General features: G+C 74.0%; 7 protein-coding genes. 2 read left to right on the forward strand and 5 right to left on the reverse strand.

The features are described from left to right. Positions 1 to 180: 180 nt before the first annotated feature. A complete protein-coding gene (locus tag ACIRBX_RS31060) occupies positions 181 to 2,949 on the forward strand; it encodes an FtsK/SpoIIIE domain-containing protein (RefSeq protein ID WP_402302035.1) in 2,769 nt (922 codons plus the stop codon). Positions 2,950 to 2,956: 7 nt separating this feature from the next. On the opposite strand, the gene ACIRBX_RS31065 is transcribed toward ACIRBX_RS31060, so the two are convergent. The 4 genes from ACIRBX_RS31065 to ACIRBX_RS31080 form a co-directional block, all read right to left on the reverse strand. Further along, positions 2,957 to 3,931 (reverse strand): CU044_5270 family protein, encoded by a 975-nt coding sequence (locus ACIRBX_RS31065; protein WP_402302038.1) that lies wholly within the window; start codon positions 3,929 to 3,931, stop codon positions 2,957 to 2,959. After that, complete coding sequence (locus ACIRBX_RS31070; RefSeq protein ID WP_402302040.1) at positions 3,928 to 4,545, reverse strand: RNA polymerase sigma factor; 618 nt, start codon at positions 4,543 to 4,545, stop codon at positions 3,928 to 3,930. The genes ACIRBX_RS31065 and ACIRBX_RS31070 overlap by 4 nt, the downstream gene beginning before the upstream one ends. Before the next feature lie 100 nt (positions 4,546 to 4,645). Continuing rightward, on the reverse strand, positions 4,646 to 9,586 hold the full coding sequence (locus tag ACIRBX_RS31075; RefSeq protein ID WP_402302102.1) for an NAD-glutamate dehydrogenase: 4,941 nt from the start codon (positions 9,584 to 9,586) through the stop codon (positions 4,646 to 4,648). A gap of 280 nt (positions 9,587 to 9,866) precedes the next feature. Next, entirely contained in the window at positions 9,867 to 10,520 is a 654-nt protein-coding gene (locus tag ACIRBX_RS31080; RefSeq protein WP_402302042.1) for an HAD family hydrolase, read from the reverse strand. Between the two features lie 123 nt (positions 10,521 to 10,643). Here ACIRBX_RS31080 and ACIRBX_RS31085 point away from each other — a divergent pair, with 123 nt between their 5' ends. Further along, complete coding sequence (locus ACIRBX_RS31085; RefSeq protein ID WP_402302043.1) at positions 10,644 to 11,876, forward strand: aminotransferase class I/II-fold pyridoxal phosphate-dependent enzyme; 1,233 nt, start codon at positions 10,644 to 10,646, stop codon at positions 11,874 to 11,876. 125 nt (positions 11,877 to 12,001) lie between these two features. Here ACIRBX_RS31085 and ACIRBX_RS31090 read toward each other — a convergent pair whose 3' ends face one another. Continuing rightward, on the reverse strand, positions 12,002 to 12,469 hold the full coding sequence (locus ACIRBX_RS31090) for an SsgA family sporulation/cell division regulator (RefSeq protein WP_402302045.1): 468 nt from the start codon (positions 12,467 to 12,469) through the stop codon (positions 12,002 to 12,004). Positions 12,470 to 12,636 lie beyond the last annotated feature (167 nt).

Here is a 12,636-nt window from a genome sequence, read left to right on the forward strand (position 1 = left end):
GGTACCCCGACCGTACGCACACCGGCGCGGGTTGACCTGACGGTGCGTCGGCTCCACCATGGCGATCATCGCAAGATCGTCCGATTGCGGTGCCGGGCGCGCCGCGTCCCCCCGGGGTGGCAGGATGACAGGCACCACTCTTGTGGCCCAACGGCATCACTGAAGGGGAGTGCGGGGGCGATGCAGATCCGGCTCACTGTCCTCCGACCGCGCAGCGGACCGGCAGCCGCCGGAACGGCCACCGACGTCCTGGTCACCGCCCCGGTCGGCACGGCGCTCGGCGCGGTCGCGGGAGCGCTCGCGGGAGCGGTGGGCGTGCGCGGCCCGCGGTCCGCGACCCATGTGCACCTGTACGCCGGTGGCCGGCGGATCGACGACCAGACCCCGCTCGGCCACCCCCCGCTGCTGGACGGCGCGGTGCTCTCGCTCAACGAGCCCGATCCGGACGCCGCCCCGGACGACGCCCCGGCCCCGGCCGAGCTGCGCGTCACCGGCGGCCCGGACGCGGGCGGCGTGCACCGCCTGCACGGCGACCGGATCACCATCGGCCGCTCCAGCGCCGCCGACGTCCCGCTGGACGACCCGGACGTCTCCCGGCTGCACCTCTCGCTCCAGCTCTCCCCCGACGGCACGGTGACCGTCCGGGACCTGGCCTCCACCAACGGCACCGAGCTGGACGGCCGCTTCCTGCGCGACGAGGCGGTCGAGCTGGCCGAGGACGGCCTGGTCCGGATCGGTGAGTCCACCCTGCTGATCACCCGTCAGGAGGCCCGGGACGCCGGCCGCACCACGCCGGACGGCCTCGGCCGGCTCCAGCTCGCCGCCGCCCGGCCGCCCCGGCCGGCGCCGGCCGCCGCGCCGCCCGAGCCGCCCGCCGCCGAACCCCCCGCCACCGGCCGGACCCGCTCGCTGTTCTCCCGCCGCCGCCAGGCCGAGCCGGGCGGCCCGGACGCCGCCCGGCAGCACGCCTCCGTCCGCAGCCGGCAGGCCGCCGCGCAGCGCGAGCGCTGGCCCGACCCGGCCGCCCTGCTGCTCACCGCCCTCGGTTCCGGCCCCCGGCTCTGGGAGCGCGGCCCGCACCACCCCGACGCGCTCACCCTCCGGCTCGGCACCGCCGACCGCCCGCAGCCCTCGGCCGTCGGGACCCCGTTCAGTGCCCCCGGCACCCTGCTGCCCGCCGTCCCGGTCACCGTGGACCTGCAGACCGCCGGCAGCCTCGGCCTGGCCGGCCCGCGCCCCCGGCTGGCCGGTCTGGCCCGCGCGGTGCTCGCCCAGCTCGCCGTGCTGCACCCGCCGAGCTCGCTCAGCCTGGTGGTGGCCGCCGCCGACGAGGAGCGGGCCGCCGACTGGTCCTGGGCGTTCTGGCTGCCGCACCTGGAGCCGACCCGGGGTCAGGACTGCCGCCTGCTGGTCGGGTTCGGCCCCGAGCAGACCGAGGCCCGGCTCACCGAGCTGACCGCCGGAGCGGGCAGCAGGGCCGCCGCCGGGGCTGACGGACCGTCCACCACCACCGTGCTGCTGCTCGACGGCGCACCCGTCGGCGAGGCCGCCCGGACCGCCCTCGCCGTCCTGCTGGAGCAGGGCCCGGCGCTCGGCGTCTTCCCGGTCTGCCTGGCCGACACCCCGGCCGGGCTGCCCGCCGGGCTCGGCGCCACCGCCGTGGTGACCGGCGAGGTGGACACCCTGCTGACCGTGGACCGCCCGCTCGGCGGAGGCCGCCGCGAGCTGGTCACCGACCTCGCGCTGGACGCCGTCTCGCCCGCCTGGGCCGAGCGGCTGGCCCGGGTGCTGGCCCCGCTGCGCGAGGCGTCCCCGGTCGCCCGGGGCCCGCTGCCGGAGCAGCTGCGGCTGCTCGACCTGCTCCAGCCCGACACCGTCACCCCGTCCAAGCTGGCCGCCCGCTGGGCCGCGCTGCCCGGCGGGCCCGGGAACGCCACCGCCCTGCTCGGCACCGGCCGGGACGAGACCCTGCTGGTCGACCTGGCCGACCGGGACGAGCCGAACGGCCCGCACCTGCTGATCGGCGGCGCCCGGGGCACCGGCAAGACCGAACTGCTACGCACCCTGGTCGCCTCGCTGGCCGTCTCCGAGCAGCCCGGTCGGCTGCGGATCACCGTCATCGACGGCCGGGGCGGCGGCACCCCGGAGGCCCCCGCCGGGCTGGCCGGCTGCACCGACCTGCCGCAGGTCACCGAGCACGTTGACGCCGGGGCCGACCCGCGCCGGGCGCTGCTCGCCGCCGAGGCCCTGCTCGACGAACTCGCCCACCGCGAGGCGCTGTTCGACGGTCTGACGTTCACCGGCTGGCACGACGCCCGGGCCGTCGTGCGGACCGCTCCCGCCCTGGTGACGGCCGGCGGTGGCGCCGCCACCGCGCCCGCCCCCCGGGTCGGGCAGCAGCGCAAGCCCGCCGACGTGCTGATCGCCCCGGCCCGGCTGGTGGTGGTGGTCGACGACCTGGACGCGCTGCTCTCCCCCACCTCCCCGGCCGGCCGCCCGCTCAGCCGGGCGCTGTCCGCCGTCGCCGAGCGCGGCGGCCGGCTCGGCGTCCACCTGGTGGCCGCCACCGGCGCGCCCGAGTTGGCGGCCGGCACCGCGCTGGACGAGAACGCCCAGCTGCGGATCGCGCTGCGCACCGCCGACCCGGCCGACTCCGAGCTGCTGATCCACCTCGGCGACGCGGCGGCCCTGCCCGAGCACACCCCGGGCCGGGCCTACCTGCGCCGCCCGGACGGCGGGGTGACGGCCTTCCAGGCCGCCCGGGTGAGCGGCCGGATCCCCCGGACCGCCACCCTGCGCCCCACCGTGGTCGCGGTCGACCCGGCCCAGCTCGGCGCCCCGCCGACCCGCCGCCCGGTCCGCGAGCTGGGGAACGGGCCGACCGACCTGGCCCTGCTGGCCAGCGCCCTCCAGCGGGCCGCCACCCTCCAGGCGGGCGGCGGCTCCTGACGACGGATCAGGGGCGGTCGCCCGCCGCCCCGACCAGGGTGCGGGTCAGCAGCGCGGCCTGGCCGACCACCGTGCCGGCCGGGCCCCACTCCCCGTCGGTGACGGCCACCCGGCGCTCCCCGAGGTACCCGTAGCCCTGCCGGTCGAGGATCAGCTCGAACCGCACGCCGCCGCGGCCGGTCCGGGCCACCCCCCAGCCGTGCCGCCCGGCGGCGTCCACCGCGTCCTCGGAGAGCTCGACCCCCGGAATGCGCCCGACCGCCCGGTACAGCGCCGCCGTGACGGCGGGCGGGGCGAGCTGCTCGCGCAGCAGGGTCACCGCGATCTCGAAGGCGTCGTCGTCCGACTCGGTCATGCTGCCGGGGCCGCCCGGGTGGTGGAGCATCCGGAGCAGTTCGTCCGGGTCGGCCGGCAGCCCGGCCATGAACCGCAGGGTCGGCGTGCGCAGGGTCGGCGTGCCGAGCGGGCCGGTGGGCACGCTGCCGTCCGGCCGGGGCGCGTTCGGGTCGTCCGGGTCGGGGCGGACCGGAGACGTCCAGCCCTCCGCCTTGAACAGGCCCGGCTCCGTGCCGTCCACCGAGCTCCAGGTCTCCCGCTGCTGCGGGGTGCCCCGGGTGATCGTCCCGGTCGCCGGATCCAGCCAGTCGTAGCCGGCCAGCAGCTTGACGTAGACGAACCTGCCGTCCGGGCCCGGGGAAGCAGCAGCGGCGGCCTGCGCGGCTCGCTCCAGCAGCTGCCCGGCGGTGGACGACGCCCCCGGGGCACCGACCGCCGCCGGCGTCCGGGCCGGGCCCCCGCCGACCACCCCGCCGAGGGCCAGCGCCAGCGCCAGCCCGCCGACCAGCACCGGGCCCGCCACCCAGCCGTACCGGCGCACCGGGCTCCGGCGCACCTCGCCCTGCCGGCCGATCTCACTCATCAGATGTCCCCTCAACAGCGCGTGGCGGTCGGCGGGGAGCACCGGCTCGTGCTCGTGGTTCATCGGCTCTTCCCCTCGGACCGGACCGCTTCGACGCGGTCACTCCCTACCTGTCCAGCGCCCCGCTGAGGTTCCGTCAGTTCCGCCGCCGCCAGCTCGCGCAGCCGGGCCCGGGCCCGGGACAGCCGGGAGCGGACGGTGCCGACCGGCACGCCGAGCGCCTCGGCGGCCGAGGCGTAGTCCAGCCCGGCCAGCACGCAGAGCTGGAACACCTCGCGCTCGCGGCGCCGCAGCCGCTCCAGCGCACGCTTCGCGGCGGCCAGCCGGGCGCCGTCGTCCAGCCGGGCCACCAGCTCGTCGGCGAAGTCCGGCACCACGCCGCGCTCCGGCAGCCGGGCCATCGCGGTCCGGTGCCGGCGGCCGGCCCGGGTGGTGTTGCGCAGCACGTTGGTGGCGATGCCGAACAGCCAGGGCCGCACCGGGCCGCCGTCCACGTCCAGCTTCCCGCGCAGCCGCCAGGCCTCCAGGAAGGTCAGCGAGACCACGTCCTCGGCGGCGGCCCAGTCCCCCAGCGTCCGCACGGCATAGCCGTACACCCCCTGTGCGTTCTCGTCGAAGAGCCGCCCGAAGGCGCCCTGGTCCCCGGCCCGCAGCCGGGCCCGTAGTGACAGTTCCACACCCCCACCTGTCCGCTGCCGCTCCCGGGTTCCACGGCGGAACGCCGCGAGGGCGGTACCGGTGGGGACCGGTACCGCCCTCGCGGATGCTGTCGGACCGTCAGACGCCCGTGCGGAGCAGGGTGCGGATCACCCGCATGGCGACCGAGAGGCTGGACAGCTCGTAGTTGTCCGAACCCCTTATGTCGTCGAGCGTGGTCTTGGCCCGGCTCAGCAGGGTCGAGTTGAGCTCGGCCCAGGCGGCGTACCGCTCCTCGGGCGCGGAGCCCTCGGTGCCGCAGGACAGGATGTCCGCGGTGAGCGCGGCGTGCGCGGCGAACAGGTCCTCCCGGATCGCGGCGCGGGCCATCGAGGACCACCGGTCGGTGCGCGGCAGCTCGATGATCCGGTCCAGCAGGTGGGTGATCTGCAGGCGGTCGGCCAGGTCGTAGTAGAGCTCGGCCACCTCGGTCACCTCGGTGCCGCTGCGGTCCGCGACGCCGACGATGTCCAGGGTCGGGAAGGCGGACGACAGGCCCGCGATGCGGAGCGCCAGCTCCTCCGGCACGCCGGCCTCGGCCAGCTCCCGGTGGATCTTCTCGAACCAGCCCAGGTCCTCGCCGCGCAGCGGCTTGGGCAGGCTGTCCCAGACCTGGTCGACCCGGGCCTGGAAGAACTCGATGGTGCCCTGGATGTCGAGCGGCTGGCGCCGGTTGTTGAGCATCCAGCGGGTGGCCCGCTCGACCAGCCGGCGGGCGTGCAGCCGCATCTCGGTCTGCACCCGGGCGGCGACGGCGTTGTCCAGGCCCTCGACGTCCGCCCAGATCCGCTCCAGGCCGAAGACCGCGCGCGCCGCCGCGTGGGTGCGGGCGATCTCCTCCATGGTGGCGCCGGTCTCCTCGCGGAGCCGGAAGGCGAAGGTGCAGCCGCCCCGGTTGATCGTGTCGTTGACGATCAGGGTGGTGATGATCTCGCGGCGCAGCGGGTGCTGGTCGATCGCCTCGGCGAACTTGGCCCGCAGCGCGCTCGGGAAGTACTCGTGCAGCGCGGCCCGGAAGTACGGGTCGTCGGGCAGCTCGGTGGCGAGCAGCTCGTCGGCCAGGGTGATCTTGGTGTAGGCCAGCAGCACCGAGAGCTCGGGCTGCGAGAGCCCGCGCCCGGCGGCGGCCCGCTCGCGGATCTGACGGTCCGTCGGGAGGAACTCGATGGCCCGGTCGAGCTGGCCGTCGTGCTCCAGCCGGCTGATCATGCGGGCGTGCACGTCGACCATCGAGACGGCCTGGGCCACCGCGTTGGCCAGCACGACGTTCTGCGCGTAGTTGTTGCGCAGCACCAGGTGGCCGACCTCGTCGGTCATCTCGGCGAGCAGCTTGTTCCGCTGCTTGACCGTCATGTCGCCGTCGGCGACCACCTGGTTGAGCAGGATCTTGATGTTCACCTCGTGGTCCGAGGTGTCCACGCCGGCCGAGTTGTCGATGGCGTCGGTGTTGATCCAGCCGCCGGTGGCCTCGGGGCCGCCGGTGGAGGCGTACTCGATCCGGCCGAGCTGGGTGCAGCCGAGGTTGCCGCCCTCGCCGACCACCCGGGCCCGGACCTGGCCGCCGTTGACCCGGATCGGGTCGTTGGCCTTGTCGCCCACCTCGGCGTTGGTCTCGGCGGAGGACTTGATGTAGGTGCCGATGCCGCCGTTCCAGAACAGGTCCACCGGGGCCTGCAGGATCGCCTTCATCAGCTCGGCCGGGGTCAGCTTGGTCTCGGTGATGCCGAGCCGCTCGCGGACCTGGGCGGAGAGCTGGATCGCCTTGGCGGAGCGCGGGAAGACGCCGCCGCCGGACGAGATCAGGCTCTTGTCGTAGTCGTCCCAGGAGCTGCGCGGCACGTCGAACAGCCGCCGCCGCTCGGCGAAGGAGACCGCCGCGTCCGGGTTCGGGTCCAGGAAGATGTGCCGGTGGTCGAAGGCGGCCACCAGCCGGATGTGCTCGCTGAGCAGCATGCCGTTGCCGAACACGTCACCGGACATGTCGCCGATGCCGACCACGGTGAAGTCCTCGGTCTGGGTGTCGTGGCCCAGCTCGCGGAAGTTCCGCTTGACGGACTCCCAGGCGCCGCGCGCCGTGATGCCCATGCCCTTGTGGTCGTACCCGGCCGAGCCGCCGGAGGCGAACGCGTCGCCCAGCCAGAAGCCGTAGCTCTCGGCCACGCCGTTGGCGATGTCCGAGAAGGTCGCGGTGCCCTTGTCGGCGGCGACCACCAGGTAGGTGTCGTCCTCGTCGTGCCGGACCACCTCGGACGGGTGCACGACCTCGCCGGCCACCAGGTTGTCGGTGATGTCCAGCAGCGCCGAGATGAAGGTCTTGTACGAGGCGACGCCCTCGGCCAGCCAGGCGTCCCGGTCCACCGACGGGTCCGGCAGCTGCTTGGCGACGAAGCCGCCCTTGGCGCCGACCGGCACGATCACGGTGTTCTTGACCATCTGGGCCTTGACCAGGCCGAGGATCTCGGTGCGGAAGTCCTCGCGCCGGTCGGACCAGCGCAGACCGCCGCGGGCCACCTTGCCGAAGCGCAGGTGCACGCCCTCGACCCGGGGCGAGTAGACCCAGATCTCGAAGGCCGGGCGCGGGGCGGGCAGGTCCGGGATGGCCTTGGGGTCGAACTTCATCGACACGTAGGAGTGCCGCTCGCCGTCACCGGCGTGCTGGAAGAAGTTGGTCCGCAGGGTGGCCCTGATCAGGTGCAGGAAGGAGCGCAGGATGCGGTCCTCGTCCAGCGAGACGACCTCGTCCAGGGCGCCGGAGAGCTCCTCCAGGATGCCCTCGGTGTTCTCCACGGCACCGGCCTGGTGGGCCGGGCTGAGGCGCGCCTCGAAGAGGTTCACCAGCAGCCGGGTGGTGTGGATGTTGTTGCGGAGCGCGTCCTCCATGTAGTCCTGGGAGAAGGTGCTCCCGGCCTGCCGGAGGTACTTGGCGTAGGCGCGCAGCACCACGGCCTGACGCCAGGTCAGACCGGCGGTGAGCACCAGCTCGTTGAAGCCGTCGTTCTCCGCCTTGCCGGTCCAGGTCGCCGAGAAGGCGTCCTGGAAGCGCTCGCGCGCCTCGTCGGTGAGCGCGGCGGCCTCGCGCAGCCGCAGGCCGAAGTCGTAGACCCAGGCCTTGGAGCCGTCCTCGCGGGTGAGCGCGTACGGGCGCTCGTCGAGCACCTCGACGCCCAGGCGCTGGAGCACCGGCAGGACCTCGGTCAGCGAGATCGGGCCGCCGACCCGGTAGACCTTGAAGCGGCGCTCGTCGTCGCCCGCGCCGACCGGCTGGTAGAGGTTGAGCCGGAAGTCGCCCTCGCCGCTCAGCGCCTCGATCTGCTTGAGGTCGGCGACGGCGGTGCGCGGCGGGAAGTCGGCGCGGTAGCCGTCGGGGAAGGCGTTGGCGTAGCGGCGCCCGAGCTCGGCGGCGCGCTCCTCGCCCAGCTCGACGTGCAGCTGGTCGTGGAAGCCGTCCATCCAGAACCGGGCGGCCTCGGAGAGCTTGGCCTCGATCCGCTCCACCTCGGAGTCGGTCAGCGAGGGGAGCTCGCTGCCCTTGGCGACCCGGACCACGAAGTGCAGTCGGGTCAGCACCGACTCGGTGGACCAGACGGTGTACTCGATGTTCTCGCCGTTCAGCTCCTGCTTGAGGATGTCCATCAGGCGGAGCCGGATCCGGGTGGTGTACCGGTCGCGCGGCAGGTAGATCAGCGCGGAGAAGTAGCGCCCGTACTCGTCCTGACGGAGGAACAGCCGCAGCCGGCGGCGCTCCTGCAGGTAGAGCACGCTGGTGGCGATGGAGAGCAGCTGCTCGGCCGGGGTCTGGAAGATCTCGTCCCGGGGGAAGGTCTCCAGGATCTGCAGCAGGTCGCGGCCGTCGTGGCTCTCGCCGGCGAAGCCGGAGCCGGCCAGCACCTCCTGCACCTTGCGGCGGACCACCGGGATGCGGGTGACCGACTCGGTGTAGGCGGCCGAGGAGAACAGGCCGAGGAAGCGGCGCTCGCCGATCACGTTGCCCTGGGCGTCGAAGCGCTTCACGCCGACGTAGTCCAGGTAGGCGGGGCGGTGCACGGTGGACTTGCTGTTGGCCTTGGTGAGGACCAGCAGCTTCTTCTCGTGCGCCTTCGCCCGGACCGGGGCGGACATCCGGCCGAACGCCTCGGAGACCGGGTGGTGGTCGGTGTCGTGGCTCAGCGGGTCGGAGCGCAGGATGCCGAGGCCGGTGCCGGGGACGGCCCGCAGCACCTCCTCGCCCTCGTGCTCGGCCAGGTCGTACTCGCGGTAGCCGAGGAAGGTGAACTTGTCGTCGGCCAGCCAGCGCATCAGCTCCCAGGCCTCACCGACCTCCTGCTCGGCCAGGTGGGCCGGGGGCTGCTCGGCCAGCTCGTCGGCGAGCCGGAGCGCGGAGTCGCGCATCTTGCCCCAGTCCTCGACGACCTCGCGGACGTCGCCGAGCACCCGGCGCAGGTTGGACTCGATCGCGCGGAGGTCCTCGCGGTCGGTCTCCCGGTCGATCTCGATGTGCATCCAGGACTCGACCGTGGCGTCGGCGGGCCACTCGGTGCCGGCCGCCTGGCTGCGTGCGCAGGCGTCCAGGTCGAGGATCTCCAGCAGCTTGCCGGTCAGGTCACGGCGGACCACCAGCTGGGGGTGGATCACCACGTGGATGCCCCGGTCCAGGCGGCTCAGCTCGTTGGTGACCGAGTCGACCAGGAAGGGCATGTCGTCGGTGACGACCTCGACCACGGTGTGGCCGCAGGACCAGCCGTTCTCCTCCACCGTGGGGGTGTAGACCCGGACCTCGGCGGTGCCCTGCGGGCGCTTGAGCCCGAGGCGGTACTGCGAGGCCGCCGCGCCGTAGACGTCCACCGGGTCGCGGTCGACCAGGTCCTCCGGGGCGGTGTGGAGGTAGTAGTAGCGCAGGTACGAAGCCAGAGCGCCGTTGCTCAGACCCTCTCCCGGCGCCGCTCCCCCCACCTGGCTGTTCTCAGCGGCTGCCGCTGCCTTCGTGAGCAGCTCGGCCTTGGCTGCGTCCAGCTTGGTCTGCATTGCTTTCATGGCTCCTGTCGCGCGCCGTTGCGTGACTCGGTGATGGTCCGGGTACACCGCCGGGCCTACCCGCAATCCTCCCGTACTACCGGAGGAAAGTGGCCCATGGCACGCATGAAGCGACCTTCGCCCGGGTAATGAGACGGATTCGGCACCCGACGACGCCACTCACCCTAACCAAAGCAAAGCAAGGTGTCAGGGGACATGGAGGCACAAAGCCGGAGGAAGATCACCCCGTCCTGGACACGATGTCCAAACCGACGGGTCACATGACTCCCCGTCAGACCAGCCCGCCGCGCACCAGTTCGACCGCCTCCGCCAGCGTGTCCACCACCGGGACGCCGAGCCCGGCCAGCTTCTCCCGGGTGTGCGAACCCCCGGTGTACAGCACCGCACGGGCACCCGCCCGCGAGGCGGCCACCGCGTCGTCGGCCGCGTCCCCGATCACCACGGTGTGCGCCGGGTCCTGCCCGAGCCGCTCCAGGTGGGCCAGCAGGTACGCGCTCTTGCCCGTCCCGTAGGACTCGCCGACCCGGCCGTCCACCCGGACGAAGTGCTCCTCGATCCCCCGGGCCCGCACCTGCGGCACCAGCCGGTGGTGCTCGTGCATCGACAGCAGCGACTGGCTGCGGCCGTCCGCCCGCCAGCCGGCCAGCAGGGCGGCCGCGCCCTCGGTCAGGCCGCAGGCGTCGGCCAGCTCCTGGTAGCGGTCCTGGAAGGCGAGGTCGAGCACGGTCCACTCGTCCCGGCTGGGCTCGCGGCCGAGCAGCCGCTCGTAGAACTTCGGGATCGGGAAGGTGTACAGCTCGCGGTAGCGCTGCAGTGTGATCGGCGCCATCCCGAGGGTGGCGAAGGCGGCGTTGCTGGCCTCCACCACGGCTGCCATGTCGTGCAGCAGGGTGCCGTTCCAGTCCCAGACGATGTGCGTGCTCACCCGCGAACGGTACCCGGCCGGGGCGGCGGGGCGTCCCCCAGGTGGCCCCCTCGGACTGCGCCCGGCGCCTCGCTAGGCTGTGGCGCAAAGGCCCGGTCCAAGGGAGGAAGTTCCGTGACATCCGTGCAGTCGCGATCCGTCGGCGAGTACCAGGAACTGCTGGGACGGGGGCTGTCCCTGGACCTGACGCGGGGCAAGCCGTCGCCGCGCCAGCTCGACCTCTCGCAGGACCTGCTCGCCCAGCCGGTCGGGCACACCGCCGCCGACGGCACCGACTGCCGCAACTACGGCGGCCTGCAGGGTCTGACCGAGCTGCGGGAGATCTTCGCCGGGCTGCTCGGCGTGCCGGTGGCGCAGCTGGTCGCGCTGGACAACTCCAGCCTGGCCCTGATGCACGACAGCCTGGTGCACGCGATGCTCAGCGGGGTGCCGGGCTCGGAGCGCCGCTGGGCGGACGAGCCGGAGATCGCCTTCCTCTGCCCCGTCCCCGGCTACGACCGCCACTTCGCGCTCTGCGAGCGCTTCGGCATCAAGATGATCCCGGTCCCGATGACGGACGAGGGCCCGGACCTGGCCGTGGTCGAGGAGCTGGTGGCCGGCGACGCCCGGATCAAGGGCATCTGGTGCGTTCCGAAGTACAGCAACCCGGACGGCGTCTCCTACAGCGCCGAAACGGTCCACCGCCTCGGCGCGATGCCGACCGCCGCCCCGGACTTCCGGATCTTCTGGGACAACGCCTACGCGGTGCACCACCTGACCGACGAAGAGGTCGAGCTCGCCGACGTGCTGACCGCCTGCGCCGAGGGCGGCCACCCGGACCGGGCGTTCGTCTTCGCCTCCACCTCGAAGGTCACCACGGCCGGCAGCGGCGTGGCCTTCTTCGGCTCCTCGCCGGCCAACGTGGCCTGGCTGCTCGGCCACACCGGCAAGCGGACCATCGGCCCGGACAAGATCAACCAGCTGCGGCACGTCGCCTTCCTGCGCGACGCGGACGGGGTGCGGGCCCACATGCGCCGCCACCGGGAGCTGCTGGAGCCGAAGTTCGCGCTGGTCGAGCGGATCCTCACCGAGGAGTTCGGCGACCACCCCGAGGTCACCTGGTCCAAGCCGAAGGGCGGCTACTTCGTCTCGCTGGAGGTGCCGCGGGGCACCGCCCGCACCGTGGTCAAGCTGGCCGGCGCCGCCGGTGTCGCGCTGACCCCGGCCGGCGCCACCCACCCGTACGGCGACGACCCGGCCGACCGGACCATCCGGATCGCCCCCAGCTACCCCGAGCCGGCCGACCTGGAGTCCGCGGTGCGCGCGCTCGCGGTCTGCGTCCGCGAGGCGCTGGCCACCGCCGAGCCGCAGGGCTGATCCACCGTCCGGTGCCCGGGGCCTGACCACGCGTCAGCCCCCGGGCGCCGGACACGGCGGAGGGCCGGCTCCCCTCGAACCGGCCCTCCGCCGCACCACCGCCCGTGCACCCCGCGGGCCCCGGCTCAGCCGGCCGCCCCCGGGGTGGAGCCGTCGGCCAGCAGCTCGCGCAGCACCCGGTCGACCTGCTCGTGCACGCGCTCGGTGCCCGGGGGCACCAGCTCCTCGGTCTGCCGGACCCAGTCCGCCACCGTCTCGGCGGACGCCTGGAGCAGCACGTCGCCCTCCAGCGAGCGGAGCATCAGGGTGAGCAGGCCGCGCCCGCCGACGGTGGTCGGCCAGACCCGGACGTCCCCGTTCCCGGTGGCCCGGTAGACGCCCTCGGCCAGCAGCTCCCGGGCGAAGTACCAGCTGACCGGCGAGGCCGACTGCACGTGGAAGGTGACGTGCACGGCGTACGGGTCCTCGGTGCGGTAGCCCAGGCGGGCCCGCACCGGGATGCTGTCCTGCGGCGACACCAGCAGATCCATCGTCAGGTCGCGCTCCAGCACCCCGCCGTCCACGTCACGGCTCTTCGTCTCACGGCTCTCCATCGTGCGCTCTCCTCCGCTCGTCCCGTCCGGCGCCCTGAGAACGACCCCGGATGCGGGTCGGTATCCGGGAATCCGCAACCCTGTAGGGACGGACAGCCGGGGCCCGGTCGGATCTGTCGGCCGCGACAAAGCAGGTGCGAAGCACCCGCCGGGCGCCGAGCGGACCC

The sequence above is a fragment of the Kitasatospora sp. NPDC096147 genome (assembly GCF_044763225.1).
Classification (GTDB): Bacteria; Actinomycetota; Actinomycetes; order Streptomycetales; family Streptomycetaceae; genus Kitasatospora.